The organism is Streptomyces sp. MUM 203J (genome assembly GCF_022414595.1).
GTDB lineage: Bacteria > Actinomycetota > Actinomycetes > Streptomycetales > Streptomycetaceae > Streptomyces.
In genome coordinates this window covers 1-23,015 of record NZ_JADWYO010000048.1, presented here as the reverse complement: position 1 = coordinate 23,015, position 23,015 = coordinate 1, and the positions used below count along the sequence as shown (strand labels likewise).

At 70.0% G+C, this 23,015-nt stretch carries 14 protein-coding genes; 6 read left to right on the top strand and 8 right to left on the bottom strand.

Annotated elements, in window-relative coordinates; all coding sequences use genetic code 11:
- Positions 1-65 precede the first annotated feature (65 nt).
- Positions 66-764: a BTAD domain-containing putative transcriptional regulator gene (locus I3F58_RS21665; protein WP_240110331.1), complete on the bottom strand. Its 699-nt coding sequence runs from the start codon at positions 762-764 to the stop codon at positions 66-68.
- Positions 765-1,330: 566 nt separating this feature from the next.
- Here I3F58_RS21665 and I3F58_RS21660 point away from each other — a divergent pair.
- Positions 1,331-2,206 (top strand): hypothetical protein, encoded by an 876-nt coding sequence (locus tag I3F58_RS21660; RefSeq protein ID WP_240110330.1) that lies wholly within the window; start codon positions 1,331-1,333, stop codon positions 2,204-2,206.
- Positions 2,207-2,647: 441 nt separating this feature from the next.
- On the opposite strand, the gene I3F58_RS21655 is transcribed toward I3F58_RS21660, so the two are convergent.
- Positions 2,648-6,619, bottom strand: a complete 3,972-nt coding sequence (locus I3F58_RS21655; protein WP_240110329.1) for a hypothetical protein — start codon at positions 6,617-6,619, stop codon at positions 2,648-2,650.
- Positions 6,616-9,531 carry a hypothetical protein gene (locus tag I3F58_RS21650; protein WP_240110328.1) on the bottom strand — a complete coding sequence of 972 codons (2,916 nt, stop codon included), beginning with the start codon at positions 9,529-9,531 and terminating at the stop codon, positions 6,616-6,618. Before I3F58_RS21650 ends, I3F58_RS21655 begins: the two co-directional genes overlap by 4 nt.
- A gap of 486 nt (positions 9,532-10,017) precedes the next feature.
- Between I3F58_RS21650 and I3F58_RS21645 the strand changes: the two genes are divergently transcribed.
- Both I3F58_RS21645 and I3F58_RS21640 read left to right on the top strand, forming a co-directional pair.
- Complete coding sequence (locus I3F58_RS21645; protein ID WP_240110327.1) at positions 10,018-10,722, top strand: hypothetical protein; 705 nt, start codon at positions 10,018-10,020, stop codon at positions 10,720-10,722.
- Between the two features lie 281 nt (positions 10,723-11,003).
- Positions 11,004-11,885 carry an alpha/beta fold hydrolase gene (locus tag I3F58_RS21640; RefSeq protein WP_240110326.1) on the top strand — a complete coding sequence of 294 codons (882 nt, stop codon included), beginning with the start codon at positions 11,004-11,006 and terminating at the stop codon, positions 11,883-11,885.
- Between the two features lie 462 nt (positions 11,886-12,347).
- Here I3F58_RS21640 and I3F58_RS21635 read toward each other — a convergent pair whose 3' ends face one another.
- Entirely contained in the window at positions 12,348-13,343 is a 996-nt protein-coding gene (locus tag I3F58_RS21635; protein WP_240110325.1) for a hypothetical protein, read from the bottom strand.
- A 982-nt stretch (positions 13,344-14,325) separates the two neighbouring features.
- Here I3F58_RS21635 and I3F58_RS21630 point away from each other — a divergent pair.
- Complete coding sequence (locus I3F58_RS21630) at positions 14,326-14,688, top strand: DUF1304 domain-containing protein (protein WP_240110324.1); 363 nt, start codon at positions 14,326-14,328, stop codon at positions 14,686-14,688.
- Positions 14,688-15,251, top strand: a complete 564-nt coding sequence (locus I3F58_RS21625) for a TetR/AcrR family transcriptional regulator (RefSeq protein WP_240110323.1) — start codon at positions 14,688-14,690, stop codon at positions 15,249-15,251. Before I3F58_RS21630 ends, I3F58_RS21625 begins: the two co-directional genes overlap by 1 nt.
- Before the next feature lie 254 nt (positions 15,252-15,505).
- Here I3F58_RS21625 and I3F58_RS21620 read toward each other — a convergent pair whose 3' ends face one another.
- The 4 genes from I3F58_RS21620 to I3F58_RS21605 form a co-directional block, all read right to left on the bottom strand.
- On the bottom strand, positions 15,506-16,333 hold the full coding sequence (locus tag I3F58_RS21620) for a hypothetical protein (RefSeq protein ID WP_240110322.1): 828 nt from the start codon (positions 16,331-16,333) through the stop codon (positions 15,506-15,508).
- Positions 16,334-16,912: 579 nt separating this feature from the next.
- A complete protein-coding gene (locus I3F58_RS21615; protein ID WP_240110321.1) occupies positions 16,913-17,284 on the bottom strand; it encodes a metalloregulator ArsR/SmtB family transcription factor in 372 nt (123 codons plus the stop codon).
- A gap of 201 nt (positions 17,285-17,485) precedes the next feature.
- A complete protein-coding gene (locus tag I3F58_RS21610; RefSeq protein WP_240110320.1) occupies positions 17,486-17,860 on the bottom strand; it encodes a hypothetical protein in 375 nt (124 codons plus the stop codon).
- A gap of 1,276 nt (positions 17,861-19,136) precedes the next feature.
- Complete coding sequence (locus I3F58_RS21605; protein ID WP_240110319.1) at positions 19,137-21,878, bottom strand: AAA family ATPase; 2,742 nt, start codon at positions 21,876-21,878, stop codon at positions 19,137-19,139.
- A 559-nt stretch (positions 21,879-22,437) separates the two neighbouring features.
- On the opposite strand from I3F58_RS21605, the gene I3F58_RS21600 reads away from it, so the two are divergent.
- Positions 22,438-22,677 (top strand): hypothetical protein, encoded by a 240-nt coding sequence (locus I3F58_RS21600; RefSeq protein ID WP_240110318.1) that lies wholly within the window; start codon positions 22,438-22,440, stop codon positions 22,675-22,677.
- The last annotated feature ends 338 nt before the right edge of the window (positions 22,678-23,015 follow it).

The following is a 23,015-nucleotide window of genomic DNA, read 5'->3' as shown; positions in this document are numbered from 1 at the left end:
CCACGCTCCTTCCGGACGAGACGAGTCCCCGCCATCGATGATGGGTGTGTGCCGTCACCGCATCGTCACGGCCGCGGTGCCGTGCACCGGCGCTCAAGTGAGATCATGCGCGTGAACTGGAGAGACGGCTCGATTCCGAGTTCGGCGCGCAGCAGCTGGCGGAAGGCCTCGTAGTGCCGGAGGGCTTCGATCAGATTGCCCTCGGCGAGGTGTGTCGAGACGACCGAACGGTGCGGGTCCTCACGGAGCGGTTCGATGCGGATGCTCGCCAGCGCGGCCTCCAGGGCCAGTGCGGGCAGCCCCTGCCGTGCGAACCTGTCCGACAGCGTGTCAAGCGCGTGCAGACGCAGCCGGTGTAGCCATTCGCGTTCGAGGACGACCCAATCGTCGTCCCAGTCGGGCAGCAGATCGCCCTGGTCCCGGAGCCTCACCAGCAGGGGCTCGGCCTGCAGTGCCTCGCAGCCCCGGACGACGTCGAGCGCGCTCCGGGCCAGGGCACCGGCATCCACACCGACGCCGTCGGCGAGGGCGAGCGAATCCTGTGTGCAGCGGACGAGCTCCCGCGCACGGCACGGAAGCTTCCACAGCGCTGTCCGCAGGCTTCCCCGCGCATGTGCTTCGGACGCCTCCGGCCACAGGGTCCGCGCGACGACGCAACGGGGAACCTCCTGCCGAAGCCCGACGAAGGCCAGGAGCCGCTGGGCGCTACCGCACAGCGGCACGGGCTCGCCGTGCGATTCCACACGGAACCGGTCGAGCAGCATCAAGGTGGACTGCCGTGGAGGTGAGGGAGAGAGATTCATCTGCCGTCCCTACGGGCCGTTCACGAGACGTCCGTCTCGGTTTCCACCGCCACATCATAGAGCGGTGGCCTGGCGCAAGCCCGTCGTCGCGACCGGGGCCGCCCGCCGGCCCGCAGGAAGATTGACGTGCAGACTGTGGCGGGGAAGAGCACGATGGTGAGGAGGAGCGGGGAGGTTCACAGGGAGGGGAACCTGGTTCGGATCCCCCTCCTGATGCCCGGAAAGGACGATGGGCCGTGAGCGGAGAGGCGCGCCACCGGACACCGCGACCGGACGAAGTCCGCAGACCCACCCATCGGATGAGGCTTCCCGGTTTCGTCGACGGCGAGATCGGCCTCGGCACGGTGGTGAAACACGCGACCCAGATGCTGAGGATCAGGCCGTGCGGTGGGTGCGAGGAACGAGCCCGACAGCTGAACCACTGGATGACCCTCACGGGTCGGCGGGTCGGCGGCAAGGGCTGAGTCATCCGGGGGCCGTGTGCGCGCTTCCGCCACGGCCGCCCGCCGGAGGACAGGAGCTTCTTCATGAGTGATGAGGACATCAAGAATCCCACTAAGGGGCCGGCGGCCGCGGGGCAATGCCGCTGCGAGGCCGAGCATGAAGGGTCGCCCGCACGAATTGCGCCCGCAACGACGTCCTTCGTCTACGCGATCGGCCAGATCGACTTCCAGTTTCCCGACCTCGGTGTAGAGAAGGAACTGGCGCAGACCATGAGGCACACCGATACGGCGCTGATGACGGACCGAGTGGCACTGTGCGAGGTGCTCAGCCAGCCGGAGAACCGCTATCTGACGCGACAACTGCGCTACGTGCTCTCTGTGCAGGGTTTGGACACCTACGTTCTGGTGCCAAGGGACCCGGCCGATTTCGCCCTGCTGGTCGAGGCCGTCCGCCCCTCACACCAGGCCGACGCCATCGACGTGGTCATCGGGGTACGGAGCGAGGCACCCCCGAGCCGGTACGGCGGGCTCCAGCTGCCGATCGTCATTGTCGACCAGGTGTACTCGGCCTCCGTCTCCTACCTCGTGCAGGCCATCGAAAGACCCGAGTCCATGGACGCGGAGCAGTTCGACAAGTCGGCGGGGGACCTGCTGTACACGGTCATGAACGTGTCGGGGAACGTGGGCGCATCGGACGAACACCGGGCGCTCAACCATCTGATGGTCCGCTACCCCGCCATCTACCGGAAGACGTTCGAACGTTTCATGGACGACTACTCCCTCATGTCGATCGATGTCCGGCGGTCCAATCTGGGAGGTACCAGGCGGATCATGGACGTCGTCTTCACCTACGCCAGCCGTACGACTGATGAGGTGGAGAGGTTCTTCGTCCCGGTTGACACCAGCTTCGAGTTCCCGTTCCGCACCGCCGGGCTGAAAGTCTTCTACGACCACGACTGAGGGAGTTTCCCATGCCTGTGACACAAAGGATTCCAGGTTTCCGCTATGACCTGCCGAAGTGTGGCGCGAACCGGCCCTCCGGCTGGGCGGAGATCTTCTGCCCGAGGGAATGCGAAACACTTTGCTGGAGACGGTGCGAGGGAGCCCAGGACCGGACGCTCTGCAACAGAGAGTGCGAGGAGGAGTGTATGAACAGGTGCCTCTTCGTCCCATGCTGCGTCGAACAATCGTTTTGCGACGACGGTGTGAACCGAGTGCGCCAGCGCTGCCAACTCGACTATTACGAGCGGATGGATAGCACGGATTGGACGGATTGGAGGAACGCTGGCCCGTGCCCCGGCTGACCGCGGCAAACACGACTGCGGTACACGGGGAGGCCGGGCGGAGACTCTCCGCCCGGCCTCCCCGTGTACACGTCTGCGCACGGCAGAAACGTGAGTGTCACAGGGTGAACGTGTCGAGGTAGGACACCCGCGGGATCAGCCCCCGCGCGCCGCTGGGGATCTCCTCCACCTCCTGGACCAGCAGCCGTTGCGGACGCCCCTCCGACGGAGCGAGCGGCAGCCTCAGCGTGCCCTCCCACCGGGCGATGGGGCCGGTCACCGAGGCAAGGGCCAGCGTCGCCGTGGCCTCGGCGGTGTCGATGGTGGACCACTGTGCGGGGTCGTCGATCGAGCTGAGGCCCCGGATCTGGACCCCGGCCGTCATTCGCGTGGTCATGCCGACCGCACCCGCCGGAGGCAGCGGGCCGGTGACGGTCACGGTCGCGTCCTTGCCGTCGACGGACACCGACGCCTGGCGGCGGGCCGGGAGCTGGACGAATCCCGCGTCCACCCCGGCTGACAGTCGCAGGTCCTGCGGTGAGAGCAGCGCGTGCCGCTGCAGGCGCGCCACGCGAAGCCGCACGAAAGGCTGGTAGACGTTCTGGGCCTGGAACCGCACGTCCGCGTACCAGAGCCGACGGCGCTCGTCGTACTTCACGGGATAGCCCATGGCGTGGCCCTGGGGCACCGTCTCGTCGACGGCGCCGAGCAGGTCCGCCGGACGGGGGTAGCCCATCACCGGCGCGGAGCCCGGATGCCGGACGGGGTCACGTCCCCACATGGTGGCCCACTTCGCCGACGTCGTGTCCGCGTGCTCGTGCGGCCCGAGGACGCGGACGGCCAGCAGCTCTCCCTCGCCCGAGGCGCACCAGGGCCGTTGCAGATAGACCCGGACCACGCCGTCGAGTCGCGTACTTGTCAACGTCGAGCCGGCCGTCCCACGCTCCCATTGGAAGGCGGGCACGACCGAATGCACCGCAGGCGCCGGCGGCCGCGTGGACGCCGGAACGTGGCGGGTGATGGTTCTCCCGGCCCGCGTCACGGGGGGAACGGTGAATTCGACCAGGACCTCCGCGCCGTCGGGTATCCCACTGGCGTCGCGGCGCGCGACGGTACCGTCCTCATCGTCCACGACGAAGTCCCGACCGAAGGTGTACGTCGGCCCGGGATCGGCGGGCGTGCCTGAGGACGCGACCGGGGCGACGGAGGCCCGGACGACCACTGTGCCGGGAACGAACGCGGCGGCCACACGTTCCGGTTCCGTGCCCGAAAGCCGCACCTTGCGCGACTGCGTGAAGTACGAGACAAACCGCGACACGCCCACCGGGGTGAAGCGCACTGCGCGGTGGCGTGTGTCCCCCACGTCGTGGCGCGCCTCGAAGGGCGCGGTCACCGTTCCCGCCCGGCCGGAGGCGTCGTCCTCGTCGTACGGCACGGGGCGGTTGGAGCGGTCGGCACGCACCGCCTCCTCGTTCTGGCGCAGCACAGCCCGCCCAGGTGTCTCGGTCGGCTTCTCCTGCGTCGGGTCGTCGACGTACTCGGTCCACGCCGCCTCTGTATGCACGGACAGCGTGGACGCCTCGTGGAGGGTCATCCCGGGGTCGGCGAGGACGTAGGCGGTCTCGCCGGGGCCGCGCTCCACGCTCGCCCGCCCGAACTCGGGGCCGACGACCGGGCAGCGGACCGCGTGGATCAGGCGCAGCTCCGTCCTCGGCGTGAGCTGGGCGAGCAGGCCGGCGGCGACTCGTGCGCGCAGCTCGTCGAACTCGTCGTCCGCTCGGCCTGCCGACTCGGTGTACCACCGCCACAGCGCCAGCAGGTCCTCGTCACCCGGGTTCAGCATGCTGCTCAGCAGGGCGGTATGGGTCGCGGCCGGTGGTACCGTCACGCGGATCACCCGTGCGGCCAGGTCAACCACGGGGATCTGCTCCGCGCCTCCGACGGCCCCGGGAACCACGACCAGTCGCAGCGGGAACCGTTCGTGCCAGCCGCTGCCCTGCGGCCAGGGGGCGAGGAGTTCCAGCATTCCGGGCAGCCCGTGCAGAGCCGTTCCGCTCGACAGGGGGTCGCACGGCCACGGCAGTTGCATGCTGTCCGCGTCCTTGTAGGGGGTTCCGCCGGCGCCCGCGTCCGGCGTACCCTCGACCACTCCGGAATCGAGGCGTTCGAGCAGGTCGTACACCGCCGGGTCGAGCCGGTTCTCGCCCGCCACGTCGAGGACGCCGTGGCGTTCCAGCAACTGCACGGAGGCCTTGGGAGCCAGCAGGTGCCGTTCGCAGGTGGGGCCGGGCGCGGGGGCAGCGGCGTCCGAGTTGTCCGTACGGACGACGAGCACCACAACGGACTCCCCGGGGGTGACCGGACGCCTGGGCACGAGCACGGGGGCGGGCACCGGTTCGTAGCGCGAGTAGCGCAAAGGAGGGCTGGCGGGCTCGCCGGACGTCGGCCGGGTGCTGAAGGGCACGCTGTGGCCCGCGAGGTCGACCAGGCGGGCCCGGAAGCGGTACGTACGTCCGTAGCGCAGGGACGGCAGAGTGCCCGGCGTGGGCTGCACCGTCGAGGAGAACGGCAGGGCGGCGTCGGGTACCGGGCCCGGATCCTGGAGCTGCTCCGAGGTGTCGATCATCTTGCCGGTGAGTTCGGCCACCAGGCTCCAGCCGCTCCAGCGGAACAGGTACTGGTGCAGGCGCAGCAACTCGTTCCCGTCGGCGTCGACGCCCTCGGTCAGAGCGTCGCAGACGGTGCCTTCGTCGTCGATGGGCAGTGCTCCGTCGTGCCCCCGCACGCTGTACCGGCCGGTGCGTCGGCACAGTGGGTACCACCGGCCTGAGCTCTGGTCGAAGACGTCCACCCGATACCCCTGGAGCACGTTGTCCGCGTGCAGGGTGATCGCTTCGCCGGGCGTGCTCGCCTGCTCCAGGTCCTCGTCCATCTCGAGGGCCTCCCTCAGGTGCTCACGGAAGGCGATCTGCCGGTCGTTCTCGACCACGGATATCCCGTCGGACCGCAGAGCGGGTGCCAGCAGGCGGGGAGGTTCCCGGTCGCGCGGCAGGCCGGCCAGCATGACGGCATACGCCTGCAGTCCGAGCGCGGCCGCGTCGAGGTCGACGTCGACGACCTCGTAGCTGTCGGTGTCGTCGAGCGGCAGATACAGCGCCGCCTCGGTTCCGTTGCTCCGTGCCAGCACGAGGCGGCCTCGCCGCAGGACGCACCGGGTGAAGGGCTGATCTACTATGACAGACGGATGATCCAGCGGCACCGCCTGGATGTCGGTCGGCCTTCCCTCCTCCAATATCGGCGGCAGCGGCACAGTCACGCGGCGCACCAGCCCCAGCCGCTCCATCAGGCCGGGATGGTCGGCCAGTGCCGCCAGGAGACCGTGGAAGTCCCGCTCGGGCGTCTTGAGCTTCGGACCGACCGCCGCCTCGCCCTCGTCGTCGTGGGGGAGGGCGAACGGTTGGTGGAAACCCGCCAGGCGCGCCCAGCCGTAGGGGTCGTCCTCGAACTCGTCGGACAGCACCCCCTGCCGGAGCAACGCCGAGCGGGCGTCGGCCATCCTGGCCGGGGCGTCCGCGCCGACCAGACGCACGAGACGGTCGATGGACGTCCATCCGTCCGTACCACCCGGCGGTTCCCCGTCCAGGGACACCCCGGGCAGAACCTCGGCGTCCGGGCTGTCCGAGGGGGCGAACATGCGGGCGTACTCCTCGCGGAGGGAACGCCACAAGAGATGGGCGGGGTAGGACTCCAGCGGCTTCGTCGCCACCGTGCGGTCGAAGACGAAAGGTCTGGCCTTGGCCCCGGAGAAGAGCTCACCCCACAGCGTGTTCTGAGCCACCGGCTCTACGGTGGCCTCGCAGGTCGTCGAGGCGCCATTGTCGAGCCGGAACCTGACGCTCAGCCTGAAGGGGAAGTCAGGCCAGGACCTGACGTTCCGGAACTCCGTCAGGGGAAGGAGGTCGTTGGCTCCCCCAGTCGGCGTGCCGGAGAGCCGCAGGCCGAACATGAGCGAGAGGTGGGCCAGCCCGTCGGTGGTGGTCTGAGCCATCGGGTCCGGCAGCAGGGTCCACACCACGGTTTCCATGGTCATGACTCCTCCATCGGAGCGAAAGCGGCACAACGGTCCCGCCACGGCTGCGAGGTGGGGAACGCCTGGCCGAACGACGGATCGTCGCCGCCGGAGAAGCTGCGTTCCAGCCCCATCGTCACCGACTGCGAGAAGAAGGCCACGCGAACCCGCACAGTCACGGACGCCCAGCCGTACAGCGTCTTGGGCGTGCGGAACTCAAGGGCGAGGTAGAACTCGACCGAGATGTTGACGATGCCGAGCACATCGAGTTCGCCGTAGGCCCGCAGGAAGCCGCGGACGGACGACACGCCCTTCTCCAGCCCGACGTACACGCCGGCGGTCACGCTGACGGCACCGCTGGCGACCCCGAGGTTCAGCGCGACGGCAGCCCCGAACTCCACCTGGCCCTCCAGCCTGACGACCTCGCCGGTGCTGACGGTGAGGGCCAGGAAGCCGCCACCGCCGAACAAGGAGACCGTCGCTAGGAAGGGGTGCTCGCGAGAACACACCTGGAACGTCGCCTCCACGGGGTCGCCGTCGAAGGGCAGACGGACCGAGGCCGACAGCGCCAGATTCTGCAGGAGGAACACGCCGAGGCCCACGCTGGGCACGGCGAGGGTGTACCCGACATCGATCCCGTCGGTGTCGACGTTGATCCTCGGACGGTTCGCCACCGACGGCAGGTACTCGCGCAGCCGGTCGAGGAAACTCAGCTGGCCGGAGAACCCGACCTTGCCGACCTTGACGTCCAGCGAGGTCGTGGTGCCGGACTTGCTGGTGAACGCGATTCGTTGGAACTCCACGTCCAGCACATCCGCGAACGACAGCGTGAACTGGCGCAGCTCGCCGCGCACCTCCGTGACCGGGGGACCGCTTCGGTCGAGGTTCGTCAGTGTGACGCACCGCAGGTCCAGCTGTGTCCTGTCCGACGTCCGGAGCGGGCCTTCCTGGGTGGGCGGCAGATGGGGATGCCAGGTGAGAGTGATCTCCACCGCGTGCGGTGGCCGACCGGACTGTCGCAGCACCTTGGTGAGCATGCGAGGGACGTCTGTCCCGTCGCCTGCGCCGGCCGGCGCCACAGAGACGGGTGGCACCAGCTTGGTCAGGTCGACGAAACCGAGCAGCCTGGTCGGGAACAAGGGTCGGTCGGGCGGGGAGGGGAGTGTGGGCGGGGTGAAGAAGGAGGCCGGGGCGAACGTCCCGTTCATGAATGTGTCCAGGTCGCCACCGACCAGACCGGTGGCGCTGGACAGTCCCGAGACCGGCAGGTCCAGCTTGGCGACACCGCCGGACGCGGTGACCGGCGGGGCGACGGTGACCCTGTTCTTCAGCCGGGCGTAGACCTGGCGCGTGGCCGCCAGGCCGTGCTTGACGTACTTGTGCTCCAGCAGCACGGTCTGGACGGCCGGTGCGACCGCGCTGTCCACGTCCGCAGAGCCCCGAGCGGCGAAGGCGTCCAGGGCAGGGATACGCGCGTCCACGGAGATCAACTCGGGGAGCGCAGCCGGACGACCGGCCTCTTCCAGCGCTTTCTGGGAGGCCCCCGACTTCACCATTCCGATACGCAGCGCCGTGACGTCCACTGTGGTCGATTCCGGGTCGATTCCGGTCGCACGCGCCAGTTCCAGGCGGCCGGACGCAGGCAGGTCGATGCCGGCCGCCTGTCGGTTGAACGCCTGCAGTGCCGCGGTCAGGTCGCCGTGGGCCCTGTCTCCCTTGACGAAGACCAACGGCGCAGTGAAGGTGACCGGGTGTCCGCGCTGGTCCTCGGCCGTCAGACTGAAGCGCAGCCGCCCGTCGGCCGCCCCCGGCCCCCGTATCCAGAAGCCGACGTCCGACAGGGTGTCCGAGTCGTCGACGGCGTCGACCGTCAGCGGTCCGTTGAGTCGTACCCGAGTGAACGGGAAGCCCCGGCCCTCGTTCGGGAGGGCGGCGGCGTCTTGGTAGGTGAGGTCGGGCTGCAGCACGATCAGGATGCTCGACTTGACCAGACCGTGATCGAGCTGCCGCTCGGTCTGTGCGGTGATCAGTGTGGGGAACCCGAAGGGCAGCAGATAGCCGCACTTGAGCACGTTCACCGTGGTGTCCCGGCCACCGACGGACTCGTGGCGGTACATGAGCACGCTGACGCTCCCCAGCCCTAGCCAGTTGCCGCTGAGGCCGACGTTCGCGCCGATCGGGGTGAGCGTCAGGTCCTCGGCCAGCGCAGGCCGCCGCAGCATCGCCGCTCCGATGCCGCGGCGGTCCACCGGCGAGAGGGAGCTCATGAACCCCTCGGTGTCATTGACGACCTCCGTGGGTTTGACCGGTACCGGCATCCGGGACGGGGTCCCGGGTGGGGCGGACCCGTCGGGCGGGAGGACGAGGCGTGTATGCCAGATCCCGACCGCGCCGGACGGGCCGGCGATCGGTTCCGCCGTGTGCAGCCATGCCGCCTGCGACACGGTCGCCGGAGCGAGCCCGAGGCCCCAGACGCATTCCAGCCGCGCCGATGCGGTCGAAAGCCCCGCCCAGTCCAGCAGCCCCGCGACGGTGAGCGGGACCGACGTACCGGGCTCCACACGCAACGACAGGGTGCTCGGGCCGGCGAACCACGCCCGCTTCACAGCGGTCGACGGGCTCCCCAGGGGCGTGGCCTCCTCAAGCATCGCCTGCGGTGGCATGCGGACCAGGAGGTGTCCCGGTTTCGTGGCGGTCTTCGTCACCAGCCGCTGCTGGGCACCCGAACCGGTGCGCAACAGGCCCCGGAAGCGGAATTCGAGGACAAGCATGTCCTCCCGGCGCAGCAGCGTGACGATCATGCCGTCCATGTCCATGTCGGCCGCGCGCGCGGCCGAGTCGAACTCCGCAAGCGTCTGGAACCCGGACGCGCCGAGCCCCACACCGAGTTCCGGCTCCGGCGGAGGTAGATCGGGGTCGTTGTACAAGGTCATGTCCGTTCCCCTCAACGATCGTGAAGGCACGGCTCGGCGAACGCGCGCCGCACGCCACGGATGCCTTGGACGATAGGCGGGGACCGTCATCACTCCATCAAAGCCACCGCCCGGGCCCGCAGCACAGCCGCTCGGCTGCGGTGCTCGTCCGGTGGTGGCACGGCGCCCGTCACTCCGACGTCATCGCGTCGTCACCGTTACGGCGGGTGCCCGTGAGCAGACGGGACCATTCCTGCCGTGCCACCAAAGTGCCGCCTCGACACCGAGAACGACAACCGGGTAGGGCACAGTTGCGGGCCACGGCAGCAGAACTGAGACTGTTCGCGTACGCACAGGACACCGGCCTCGACCGTGTCCCACCCGGCGTCCCCTTCCCGGTGACTCCGTCCGGCCCTTCAGGCGACCCGAGCCGTTCGCTCCGACGGCGTGCTCGTGCCCCAGGCCCCCTCACCTGTACACATTCCATATCGCCAGGAGTTGATGACGGTGAACCAGCACACCGACAAGACCCCCGAATCCTTCGAGACGCTGCTGCTCAAGGCCCACCCCGAAACAGTGCTGATCCACGAACTGGCCTCCCGGCTGCGAAGCCTTCCCCTGCCCATCACGGACTGGGACGACCTCGCCGACAAGCTGCAGGGCGAGCCCGTTCCCGAGATCCTCCGGGTGCCGACACCGGACACGCCGTGTCTTCCCGACGAACTCTTCCCGATCCGGGACGAGGCTGATCTTGCGGTCAAGCTCACGGCCACGGTCCGCACCTTCCTCCGACAGGCCCGAGCGGGTGTCGGCTCCTCAGCACGACTTGCCTTGCCGCTCCACAAACGCTTGGCTTCCCTCGCCGACAGGGCCGACACCGGCACCAGTCGCCGGAGCGGCGTGTTCGACGACGGCACGCTGCTCGGGGCAGGGAGGGGCGATCCGTCTGCCGGCGGCAGCAGGTCGGTCTGGGCCGTCACCCTTGTCCTGAGCGACTGCACCACCGGGGAACTGCTGCCCTGGTCCTGGATAACCGACTGGAGCGTGACGTACTGGTTCGATGCCAATGCCCAGTTCATCGCCGTGATCGGCGGGATGTGGACGAGCTACGCGGTCCTCGTCATGCGCAGCGGATATCTCAACCGGAGGTTCGTCCTGGACAGAGCCACCATGGCCGGCACGACGCAATACATCTGCATCAACCAGGCCTGACGTCGCGTGCCACGAAGAGTACGCGGAGGCCGAACCATCGTCGTGCGCAGCGAGCGCGGACGTGGCGCAGGCAGTGGTGGAGACGATCTGAGATGCAGATCTTGCAGGTCGTTCCGTGGCTGGCTGGCTGGCTGGTGGTGTGGGGTGGGGGCGGAACCCCGGGTCCATGGTGCGGTCGGCGGGAATGAGCGACCGGAAGCCGTATCCCGGCGACTCATCGGACGAGCGGGTTCACGCAGAACCCGGATGTGCTCCATGATCGGCTGTGACATGCTCCGTGCATGCCGATCGTTGACGTATCTCCCGAAGTGTCCATCGCGTACCAGGGTTTCGGCGACACCGGGGATCCCCCGGTCCTGCTCGTGATGGGCTTCGGCGCGCAGATGCTCGCCTGGCACGAGGACTTCTGCCAGGCCCTGGCCGACCGCGGCCGCTATGTGATCCGCTACGACAACCGCGACTGCGGACTGTCCACCAGGTTCGACGAACACCCCGTCGACATAGGCAGGTTCATGGCCGCCGTCAGCTCAGGTGACGTCGCTGCCGCGCTCGCGATGGCCCCCTACCGGATGACCGACATGGCCGACGACGGCCTCGGGCTGCTCACCGCACTCGGAATCGAGCGCGCCCACGTGGTCGGCACCTCGATGGGCGGAATGATCGCCCAGACCATGGCGCTGTCCGCCCCTCAGCGAGTGCTGACCCTGACGTCGATGATGTCCTCGACAGGAGAACCTGACTACGGTCAGCCCAGCCCAGAGGCCCAGGCCGTGCTGTTCAGTCCGAGGCCCGCAGACCGAGACGGATACGTCGAGGCAGCCGCGAAGGAACTGGTCTGGGGCTCCAGGCGATACGGCGACCCCGCAGCGCTGCGTGAACTGGCCGCCGAAAGCTACGACCGCGCCTACTACCCCGAGGGAATCGGACGACAGCTCGGTGCGATGATCCTCAGCGGTTCACGCGCGGCTGCACTTCGCGGACTACGGGTGCCCACGCTGGTGATCCACGGCCTGGACGACACGCTCATCGCCCCCAGCGGCGGGAAGCGTACTGCAGAACTGGTGCCCGGGGCCGAACTCCTCCTGATTCCCGACATGGGCCACGACCGCCCGCGCGAACTCTGGCCTCAGCTCATCGACGCCATCGTGGCTCACACTGTTTGAGCAGCGGCGTCGCCCCGGCGGGCGTCCCTGCCGCCGGTCGGGGCGATGCTGCCGGTGCCCGGGCGCCGCCCTACTCGTGTCAGATCTCCCCGCCCCCATGACTGTCTGATCGCGCAGCAGAGTTCAGTCGGCGCGGCTGTGACCGAGGGCCTGGCAGGAATCCCCGGTGGCCGGAGTCCCGTCCGGCGATCTCGACGCCGATGCGCAGCCCGGTGCCGTGTTCGACGACCTGGTTCACACGAATGCCGGCCGTCAGGACACGTCTGTCTGCATGACCTCTCACATGCAGGGGCAGCCCGCCCGAGAACGCGGCGTCCAGGCGCACTTTTCGAAGGGTGAGTCGCGCAGTCCTCGGTGTCAGCGACTTTCACCCGCCCGCCCACGGCCGGCGTGCCGTCCCCGGGCACGGAGAGGCCCTGTCCATGTGCCGCGTCGGCACCGCCGATCGCCGTGGGCGGGACTTCAAGGGCGCATGCCCGGCCACGTCACACGCAGCTGGCGAAGCAGGCCGCCGTAGTCCTCGTCGTCATCACTGATGAAGATCGGAAAGGAACCTGCGACCAATGCGACGCCCTCGACCTTGAGTCCCGAGCTGCGAGCGAGTTCCTGCGGGGGCCTGACCGGCTGCAGCTTCGCGCCGAGGGGCCCGCCCGGACGGATCCTGGCCGCGCGGTACACGGCGCTGTCGAAGGGACCGAGGTCGCCGGGGTCGTATGCGGACGAGATGTAGAGGTTGCCCCTCCTGTCGATGTCGAGGCCCGAGGCGGGGCGCGCGTCCGGCGGCGCGGGCGCGGTGAAGGAAACCGATGTCCACTTCCTGCCGAACTTGATCGCCCCGCTCTCCTCGACTGTCAGGCGGGTCATGTTGATGTTGGTGGTGTCGCTTCCCTGGGCTCGCTCGGCGTATACGAAGTAGTCCCTTCCGTGGACCGTGGCGACAGCCGTCGCCTCGACGTTCACGAGTGGCTCAGGCGTCTCCGGCCACGGCACCGACCCCGCGATCTTGACGTTGAGGTCCTTGTCCCACGTGGCGAGATAGATGGTGGGGTCGGGGTCGTCGCCGTCAGCGTTGCTCTCCACCAGGAGGGCCGCGTTGCGGTGGGGCAGCCTGGCGATGCTCTCGAGGTCGTTCGGCACACTGGGGAACGCGGTGTCGAGATCCTGGACGATGATCCCGTCGGTGTTCACGGGGGTCCGCACGATCGACAGACGAGGCAGGTCACGCTCGGCGTCGTTGTCCCTTGCGTCGTGGCAGACCAGGAACACCTCCTGTGGCTCCTCGCCGTTCCTCGCCGTGACGAGCCAGGCGATGCCGCTGAACTCGCGTGGCGCCCTGATCTCGTCCCGGCCGGTCGGCGGGGCGCCGGAGGAGGCATCGACACCGGCCGCAGTGAGTGTCAGAACGCCCAACGCGGCGGCAGTCGGCAGCAGACGACGTGTCATGAACCGACGTCGCATCGTTTTCCTCCCGTCATCAGAGCGGGCACGGCCTCCGGGCCCGCTCTGCACAAACCTAGGACAGGAGTCCAAGTAGCCTGGTTCAGGCGCCGCCAGGATTCCGTGAGAATTTACGAACCCTCCGGTTGGAGGGCGCTTTCGGAGGTCGTGACAGGAAGAGCGCAGGGACGGGATGTGAATGCGTGAAATCCGGTTTATGAGTTCTTGTGAGGAGTTGTAGTCCCGCCTGTCCGTGGCCTGTCGAGTTGCTTTCCGCCGCGTGATTCCGCTCTCTTGTTTCCGGTCCGGTCCTCGCTTGCCGTGGGGATGGAAGGGCCGGTGGGCCGGACATGACCGGGCTGTCGTCAGGTGTGACGTGCGGGCGGACGCTTGGGATTGCCGGGTCTGAGGTGCGGCATCGGTGCTGCACGGCAGGCAAGGGTGTCGAGAAGGGATCCGGGCGAGGCGGGCGGGGCGGGGCTCTGTCCGGTGGATATCGACTCGGTATTGAATCAGAGGTTCTCCTGGGCGGGGTGTCCGGTTGGATTGCTCTGGGGGGCGAGTCGACAGGGGAACGGCCACGAGGGCCTGTTCCTCCTCGCATCGGAAAGAAGGTACTTCGTGTGCTGGTCGGTGTACGGAGTTCCTTGCCAGGAGGGTCGTTTCCGGAGCGTGGGGATCTCGGAAGCTTTCTTGACTGAAGCCGTGGAGGTGTTCGGGTTCCGGGGTGCGAGAAGCCCGTCCGGCCCCGTCGGGGGAGGGTTTACCCGGAGTGCGCCCAGGCGCAGGGGAAGGTGCTCGATCACCCTGTCGCGATCTGGTTGCCCGTGCCCGGACGGCGGGGTGTGCTGCCGGGCGGCGAGGGGGGTGGGTGCGGCCGGCCGGATGACAGCCGGCCTGTGACTCCGTGCACACCCCCTCTCGTACGCGCCCGACCTTTCTGGACAGCTGTCCATGTATTCTGGACATCTGTCCAGGTAGTCCGAGGGAAGTGGGAACAGCGATGGAGACGACTGCGAATGTGCTGGTCGGCCTGGTGGCCGCCCTGCACGCGTACATCCTGGTTCTGGAGATGTTCCTGTGGGAGAAGAAGCCGGGCCGCGAACTCTCCGGATTCGATGCGGCCATGGCTCGTGCCACAGCGACGCTGGCGGCCAACCAGGGCCTCTACAACGGATTCCTGGCCGCGGGACTGGTCTGGGGGCTGATCGCCGAGGACCCGACGGGCTTCCGGGCCCAGGTCTTCTTCCTCGCCTGCGTGGTAGTCGCCGGTCTGTACGGCGGCCTCACCGCGAACCGGCGCATCCTGATCGCGCAAGCACTGCCCGGGGCAGTGACGCTCGTCGCCGTTCTGCTGGCCCGGTGATGTCCCAGCAGCAGGACCCCCGTACCGCACGGACCCGGGCCAAGCTGCGCCGGGCGCTGCTGGAGGAGTGCACCAGCCGCGCGCTGGCGGAGGTCAGCGTCACCTCATTGGTGCGCCGGGCCGGGGTCGGCCGTGCCACGTTCTACCTCCACTACGCCGACCTGGAGGCACTGGCCGTCGATGCCTGCGCCGATGTGGTCCGCGACGCCGTGGACTCCCTGCATGCCTGGCGCGGGACACCCGACCCCGCCGTCCCGCCTCCGGCGCTGTTCTCCTTCTTCGAAGGCCTCGCCCCGCACGCCGGCCTCTACCGGGAACTGCTGAGGCCGGGCGGCGGCGGCCCGCTCGGACACGTGCTCCACCAGGACCTGCGCGCACGCAGCCGTACCGAACGCACCCTGGCCGGCGCGCCGGAGCCCGATCTGGTGGCCACGGCAGTGGCTGCGACCTTCACCGGAGTGCTCGCCGACTGGCTGCACGGCCTCATCGAGGCCACCCCCGCCGAGATCACGCACCGTGTCTGGCGCCTGCTCGTCACGCTGCACCGCACCCCTCTGCCCTGACGAGCCGCGGCGTCGACGCCCGACCGCCGCCCTGCTCGGCCCCCATGGCCGTGCGTGCGGGACGCCGGGGCGAGGGGCCCCGTATCCCGGAGGCGGGCACGCACCTTCGCCCTGAGCACCGGGACTTCGGTCTCGGCGCCGCACCGGCCACCACGGCACGGGCCGGTCCTCACGGGAAGGGGCAGCGAATAGGGGCGGGGTGCTGTGCGGCCTGAGCTCCGTCGGCCCCGCACCGGGGCCGACGGAGCCGCCGGCTACACCACGTCGACCCGGACACCGGGTGAAGAGGTGGGGGAGAACATCGGACCGCCCCGGTATCTCAGCCACCACGAGCCATCGCGGGTGGCAGGGTAGGAGGTGCCGGTGAACCCGGCCACCCCGGTACCCAGCGACCGCACAGACTCGACCATGCGGCAGGGGCTGGCGCAGAACTGGAGCTCGACGGTCTCGCCGGAGCGGCCCGTGTAGCGGTTCAGTTCCCAGTCCGCCGCCAGCAGCCGGCCGAACAGACCGAGGCTGCGTCCGAGAGGAAGGGGATTGGGCGTGGCGACGAAGGTGAGCCTGGACTTGCGCTGAAGGTTGAACGCGTCGGGAAACCGTTCGATGGTGATGCTGCGCTCCGGGTGCTCACGGAGGTTGTTGCTCGCCACCAGAGCCCGCACCGTCCAACTGCCGGCCCAGTCGTTGGTCACCCGGGCGCTGCCCGAGTCGATGCGGAACCACTCGGTGCACACCGCAGTGGTGGCGCTCGTGGGGGAGCACCCCGGCGCGGGGGCGTCGAGCCCGAACAGCTCTTGTCTCGGGGAGCCCACGCGGTCGCCGGGACCCCAGAGGACGACCTCGACACCGTGGCGGTGGATACCGGCGTCGGCCCGGGCGACGACGGTGACAGGGAAGGTCAGCGAGTGGCGGGGTCCCACGACGACAGGCCGGCCGCCGTTGACGGAGACGGCGAGGATCTCGGGCGGGGTCAGGTCATGCCCGTCGGCCCGGGCCGACGGTACGAGGGCCAGTGCAGCGAGCAGGCCGCCGACCACGGCGGTGAGTACGGTACGCAGGGCGGGACGGGTTCTGGTACGCACGGCATTTCCCCCAACTCGACGTCGGTGAGGGGAGCGTACTGAGGCGCTGCAGCAGCCGACACCGCCTGGGCCGGGTCAGTGCACGGTCATGACATTCGTGACATCAGCGGGTCCACGTGCTCCGGGCCGTCGCGCGCGGCCAGGGCTGTCCACCTCCCTCCTCCGGCAGCGCCCGATGACATTGCTGCAGGGCTTCACTCGCGAGTCGGATGGAGCCGTGACACCACCCGTTCACGGGTCGGGAGGCACCCGGATTCCCGGTCGGCTCCGCGGCGGATCCACTTCGCCCGGCGCGGCGGCCGAGTCGGGCGGCCACCTCGACCGGCCGTCAGGACGCAGTGTCGGCCGGGCTGATACTGCCCCGGCATGTGACGCGCGCTCTCGCTCCCCGCAGTTCCCCAGGAGCAGGAGTGAGGAACGGCCCGAACGGAAGGGCGGGCGCGCGACGGCTCCCGCGGGAGAGGCCGCCGCGTGCCCGCCTCCAGGTGTCTTCCTGCGGTCCGTGGCTCCCGGAACCGCTTGCCGGGTACTGCGGGCCCCGGCCGTGGCCGACGGCGCGGTGGAACGACGGGAGAGCGGTCACGAGGACTGGTCGGCGCCGCCCGAGGCCAGGGACGGCTGGACCTCCGCCTGCCGGAGTTCGGCGAGCAGTTCGGTCTGTCCCGCCAACAGGTCCGTGAGAATCAGGCGGGCGGCGCGCAGGAGTTCGGCGACGTCACCTCCGGCCAAGGCGTAACTGACCGTGGAGCCCTCACGGATGGACACGACGATGCCGGAGCGGCGCAGTACGGCCAACTGCTGCGAAAGGCTGGAGGGTTCGATCTCGATGTCATCCAGCAGGTCGCGCACGGGGACGGGCCCGTTCTGCAGTAGTTCCAGGACCCGGATACGTACCGGGTGTCCGAGCATGCGGAAGAACTCGGCCTTGGCCTGGTAGAGGGGCACCTGCATGGTGAATTGCTCGCTCCCTGCCGCGTTTGACGGGCTGTGTCCTGCGCGGCGACCGGTGATCGGCCACCGCGAACGGTGTCCTGTACCCCGATCTTCCCTGGTCCGGGCCCCGCACACCCATGAGGTTGGCCTGATCTGGATGTGGCTACATGAAGAAATCTTCAATCAATGGGCATGAGAAGACCCGGACGGAAGGGCTATCTAGACCTCGAGTTCTGCCTCGATGCGCTTGAGCTGGTGGCGGGCCATCGCCAGATTGGAGTTCGACTTGTCGAGCACGAGGTAGAGGAACAGACCGTTGCCACCCCGGCCCGTCAGCAGCCGGACCAGGTGGTACTGGCTGCCGAGGGTGATCAGCACGTCCTCGATGTCGTCCTTCAGGCCGAGGTGGTCCATGGTGCGGGTCTTGGCGCGGATCACATCGGTGTTGCCGGCGGCGGCGACTGCCAGATCGAGGTCCTTGCCACCCCCCAGGGTGCCCAGCGCCATGCCGGTCGTGTAGTCGACCAGGGCGACGCCCAGCGCGCCCTCGACCGAGGTCATCGTCTCCTTGAGCGAGATCTCCACGTTTGCCATATCGGTGTGCGCTCCTTGTCGCTGCTGTCCGAGGCGACTCGGCCCCGGTTCGTGACTAGGACCATAGGCACTGCGTGTGGCGAGCGGTCCAGTTGTTCTAGGGCTGACAGATGAGTATCGAAAAAGCACATGATGCGAATAATTCTGATCATTGGCATGCGGCATATGACGGGCTGCGGCTGTCCATATGGATCACCGCGCTGTGTTCGCTCTGCTCCCGCCCGGCTGCGTCCTGCATAACGACAACCCGGCTCGGTCCGTCCCGGTGGCCCGAGGCCGCGGGTGGACGTGCTGTGCCGTCGCGCTGCCCGGTTCCGGTGCCGCAGGTCCCCTCCGGACTCGGGCGCGAAGAGCCCGGAAGGGTCGTCCGACACGACCGCGCCCGTCCTCCGGCGCAGCTCGGCGGCGCGGAACGGCGGGATCTCACGCGGGCACGCGCCGGTGGCAGCGGCGCGTGAACGGTGGCTTCTCCGCAGGCCCGACGCGACCGGTCGGGAGGGACCGGGGTGCGAGTCAGGGCCGGGGCCATGCGGCCCTGCCGCCGGGTGTGCGGGACACCGACGGAGAACCCGGACCGAGCGGCCCGGACCGTGCCCGTATAGCCGACGTCCCGGTGCCCACCCCGAGCGCAGCGGTCAGCAGCGGCAGGCCGACCGCCGACAGCGGCCACCGTGGGCCCGGCAGCACCACGGCGGCCGCCGCCGGGCCCACGGCCTCCGACGAGTGGCCGCTCGGGGCCGCCGTGACGGCGCTGCCGCCCACCTGGACGGTCAGCCCCTGCGTACGGGCCTGCTCCACGCTGTCCGGCAGCGCGGCCCGCGAGTCTCCTCCAACGCCGACGGGGGCACCCGGCAGGAGACCTGGGCACAGGCGGTGGAGGCGTCCTCGCGCACCGTCCCTGTCAGGAAAGGGCGGGTGAACCGCCCGACTTGCGGATCGGCCCCGAGAACGCGGACCGTCCCCTCCGATCGGGCACCCGGTCTCGGGATCGGTGACCTTGCCGTCCTTTGAGCGGAACATCACTCGGGCTGTGGCACCGCCGCACGTTCAACTCGGGGTACGGCTCCTCCGACAGGTCGTCAGACCGCTGTGTCTTCGTACCGGGTACGGAGAGCCGTTCGGCGGCGCGGCGGCGCGGCGGCGCGGCGGCGCGGTGGCCGGTCCGGTCGGCACACCCATGCCGCACGAGCAGTCGGGCCCACGACAAAGCGATGTGCCTGCGTCACCTATGGGAGAAACCGGCCCAGCCCGTAGAGGAACGGGACGCCGGCCGGGACTAGGAGAGGGCGTCCGGCAGTGCGTGACGACCCTCGATGCCGAGTTTCCGGTAGGCCCTGGTGAGGTGGGTCTCCACGGTCCGCAGCCCGACGAAGAGCCGGGCGGCGATCTCGGTGTTCGTCATACCCTGCGCGGCGAGTTCTGCCGCCCGGCGCTCGCTCGGAGTGAGGGCGCCCCGGCCTCGGAACGTGGGTGTACGGGGCCGGTCGCCGAGCGACCGCAGTGCGGCCAGGGCGTGTTCGGCCACGGTCTCGGCCCCGCACTCGTAGGCCACGCTGATGGCTTCCCGGAGGTGCGGACGCGCCGCGGTGAGCTGCCCGCACCGCACGGCCAGGACCCCCCGGTCCGCCTGCGTCTGGGCGTAGCGGAAGCGCGCCGGGGTGGGGGCGAGCAGGTCCGCCGCCTCATCGAGCATGCGCAGGCCCTCCTCGCCTCCGGTCGCCTGACCGAGGGCGCACAGCGCGACGGCGGTCATCTCGGGGACGTTCCACTCCCGGGCGAGGACGAGCTCCTCCCGGCTCAGCGCCAGGGCCTGCGCGCGGTTCCCCAGGACGAGATGGACCCGGGCCGCCTCGGAACGCCACGGGTAGAGTCCCGGCCCCGGCATCCCGCGTGCCGTGCTCCGGTCGCCGCACAGCGTCAGGTCCGCGAGCGCCTTCTCCGGCCTTCCGCGTGCCGCGTGCAGCCAGCCGCGCACCAGCAGCGGGTAGTCGTTGATCATGTGCGCGCCGAGAGGGCCGTCCAAGCCGCTGTCGGCCAGCAGGGCCTCAGCCTCGTCCGCCCGGCCTTGCCGGATGAGGGTCTCCGCGAGGGTGGCGACGGCGAAGGCACTGTGGCTGTGCCGGTGGTCGACGCCGATCTCCAGGAGTGCGGCGAGGCCCGCCTCGGCGTCCGCGCGGGCGTCGGTGAACCGCCCCATGCGGCAGTTGGCGTTGGCCCGTGCGCCGACCGCCTTGGCGTACTGGAGGACCGAGCTGTCGGCGCGTGCCCGGTCGGCGGCGGTGTCCGCGTAGGCGTGGGACAGGTCGGGGCGTCCCGCCGCGCCCAGAGCGAGGACGGCGCAGGAGTACACGAGCGACTCGTCGTCCTCGGGGGACATGCCGTGAGCGAGTCCCGTGTGTGCCCATTCGACGACCTGCTCGGCCCCCTGTCCGGTCACGGCTCCACGGAAGCTGAGGAGGGCCGCGAGCGGCCGCTCGGTGGCGGGGGACGGGGCATGGGAGAGATCGAGCTCCCTCAGCCGGTGGCGCGTCCGGGCTGCCGATGTCTCTTCTCCCAGGGCGGCGAGCAGGTAGTCGATCTCCAGGCGGAACGCGTAGTCCGGGTCCTGGGGACGGACCCGCCGGCTCGTACTCCTGAGCACGCTCAGGGTGTCGTCGTACCGCTCCACGGCGAACAGCGCGGCGGCGAGATGGCGGGCGGCGACGGTGCGGGCTTCCGGCGTCTCGGCCAGGTCGAGGCTGTTGCGGAGATCCCTGACGGCCGTGGGGACGTCGAGGTCCAGCTCCGCGTAGCCGATCTCGGCCAGCACCTCGCACCGCTCCCGGTCGTCGAGCGGCTCCAGGAGGGTGCGCCGCAGACAGGCCAGGGCCGCGGCGGTGTCGCCCCGGGCAAGGGCCGTGGACGCGGCCCTGCGCAGCGCCGCCGTGGCACCGTTGATCCCGGGCGGGCCCAGCAGCAGATGACGGCTCACCTGCTCGGGGGGAACGGAGCGGCCGAGCAGCAGCCGGGCTGCCCGGGCATGGTACTCACGGCGCCGGCTGGGCAGTACGGAGCAGGCGAGGGAGGCGGCCAGCAGCGGGCAGGAAAGCCGCGCGCCCTCATCCGTGTCATGGGCGAGGCCTACCCGGACCAGGCCGTTCACGGCGTCCGCGGCGATGTCTTCCCGGACACCGGCCGCCGCGGCCACGAGGTCCGCCTGTTGGGCCGTGTCGAGGACCGCCATGGCGTCGGCGACCGTGGACGTTCCCGGTGCGAGCCGTCGCAGCAGGCTGCGGGCGGCGGGGGAGGCGTCCCGAGCGGCGGCCTCGATGACGGCGTGCGCTCCGTCTTCGTGGAGCGCCGGACGGCTCGCGACGGCCTGGACGAGTGCACGGGAGAAGTAGTGGCTGCCGGCCGTGGCCGCGTGACACTCCCTCAGGAACGCCTCCCCCGGTGGCTGTCCCAGTGCCCGGCTCAGCTCGTCCCGCAGGGCTCCGGCGCCGAGAGGCGCGAGGCGCAGCCGGTCGTCGAAGAGCTCCAGGACGCTGCCGAGTGCCCGCTCGTCGGCCGGGTCGCCCGGCCCCAGTGCGGCGACGAGCGTGAGCGGCAGGGACCCGGCGGCGCGCATCAATCCGTGCAGCACGTGCAAGGAGGCGGGATCGGCCCACTGCAGGTCGTCGACCACGATCAGAGTCGGCACGTCGTCCGCGGAGGGCGGTGGTGGCGGGGGGCGCCGGATGTCCGTCAGCGCGGACAGCATTCCCCGGACGGCGGACCGCGGCCGGCCGGGCGGGCCGGCCGGGGATCGGGAGAGCTGTCGCGCGAGTTCCAGGGCGGACCGGTGGTCCGCCGGGTCGCAGCAGCCGGTCAGTACGTCGCGGCCGGTGCCACGGGCGTACCGCTGGATCTCCCGCAGCAGGGGTGTCTTGCCGGCGCCGGGGGCGCCGCTGACGAGTACGCGTGCGGGGCCCGGCTCCTCGACGAGCCGGCGCAGCCGGCGCAGCTCGCGGTCCCTTGCGATCAGAGCCGGTATCACCATGAGTCCTGTCCGTCGGCGGCCGACGCGCAACGGCGGCCGGGCGACCGGGTGTCGTGGGATGCGTGCGGCCAGGACCACGGCCAGCGGTGGTGTTTCCGGTCCATGTGCTCTCGTCTCGTTCTGCTTCTCGTTCCCGCGGCGGTGCGGGGGTCCCTGCCGTCTCGGCGCACCGTGCGTCTTCGGTGCGGGGCTGCCGACGGGCCACCGCGGCGACGCAGCCGACCACGTTACCCAGCCCGGAACGGGTACGGCGTCGTGGCCACCGAAAGGTTCGGGTCTTTCGGTGGTCGACAGCGGTGCCGGGTGATCTCATGGTGGAGCCGCCTTCCCGGGCATCCCGTGCCGGACCGGCCACCCGTCACGCGAACACGCCGACCGCGGTCCGCAGACGTCGCCGAACCGGGCGGTCACGCGAGGCGCGCACATCCGACGGTGGCAGGGCGCCCGTACGTGCCCTGCCACCACCGGTCTCCGTCCCGCCCGCCTACCGATGGAAGTCATGAGCTCAACACTCACTCCTCCTCCCGTGCAAACCGGAGGGCCGGAAGCCGGGCACACGATGCGCGTCCAGACGGTGCTGCTCGTCGTGCTCTCCTGCGCGCTGCTGCTCAGCCTCTGCACGGTGTACGTCCTCCTGAACCGGCCGTCCGCGGAACACCCCGCCGCGGTCCCGCTCATCTGCCGGCCGACCTCCTCCTCACTCGCCGTCGCCCTGCTCAAGGTCCCCGCACCGGGGCCGGAGGCGGCGGGACTCGCAGGACGCTCGGCCGCCCCCGCCCCCGCCGCCGTCCGGGGCTGAAGACGTACCCCTGTCCTCTCCCGGTTCGGCGTCTTCTGCGCGGCGGCCCTCGCGGTCACCGCACAGGCAGGACGGAACAACCAGGGCGTCACCGGCTTGCGCGCGGGAGGACGCGCGTTCACCGGTTTCCGGAACAGGGAGAACCGCCCGGACACACCTGCCCTCACCGGGACCGGCTGGCCCGGGTTCCGGAACAACCGGGTGCCCCTGCGCACCCGTTCCCTCGCGTCGGCCCCGCCGGTCCGGCGCGGAAAGAAACACACTTGGAGACGATGTCGTGAGCAACGAGAGCCTGGCCAACCTCCTCAAGGAAGAGCGGCGGTTCGCTCCGCCTTCCG

Excerpts from the sequence above, each read along its gene's own strand:
- I3F58_RS21630 (WP_240110324.1), top strand. The coding sequence starts at position 14,326 with ATGGAGACGACTGCGAATGTGCTGGTCGGCCTGGTGGCCGCCCTGCAC.
- I3F58_RS21640 (WP_240110326.1), top strand. The coding sequence starts at position 11,004 with ATGCCGATCGTTGACGTATCTCCCGAAGTGTCCATCGCGTACCAGGGT.
- I3F58_RS21615 (WP_240110321.1), bottom strand. The coding sequence starts at position 17,284 with ATGCAGGTGCCCCTCTACCAGGCCAAGGCCGAGTTCTTCCGCATGCTC.
- I3F58_RS21625 (WP_240110323.1), top strand. The coding sequence starts at position 14,688 with ATGTCCCAGCAGCAGGACCCCCGTACCGCACGGACCCGGGCCAAGCTG.
- I3F58_RS21665 (WP_240110331.1), bottom strand. The coding sequence starts at position 764 with ATGCTGCTCGACCGGTTCCGTGTGGAATCGCACGGCGAGCCCGTGCCG.
- I3F58_RS21635 (WP_240110325.1), bottom strand. The coding sequence starts at position 13,343 with ATGCGACGTCGGTTCATGACACGTCGTCTGCTGCCGACTGCCGCCGCG.
- I3F58_RS21655 (WP_240110329.1), bottom strand. The coding sequence starts at position 6,619 with ATGACCATGGAAACCGTGGTGTGGACCCTGCTGCCGGACCCGATGGCT.
- I3F58_RS21660 (WP_240110330.1), top strand. The coding sequence starts at position 1,331 with ATGAGTGATGAGGACATCAAGAATCCCACTAAGGGGCCGGCGGCCGCG.
- I3F58_RS21600 (WP_240110318.1), top strand. The coding sequence starts at position 22,438 with ATGCGCGTCCAGACGGTGCTGCTCGTCGTGCTCTCCTGCGCGCTGCTG.
- I3F58_RS21650 (WP_240110328.1), bottom strand. The coding sequence starts at position 9,531 with ATGACCTTGTACAACGACCCCGATCTACCTCCGCCGGAGCCGGAACTC.
- I3F58_RS21605 (WP_240110319.1), bottom strand. The coding sequence starts at position 21,878 with ATGGTGATACCGGCTCTGATCGCAAGGGACCGCGAGCTGCGCCGGCTG.
- I3F58_RS21610 (WP_240110320.1), bottom strand. The coding sequence starts at position 17,860 with ATGGCAAACGTGGAGATCTCGCTCAAGGAGACGATGACCTCGGTCGAG.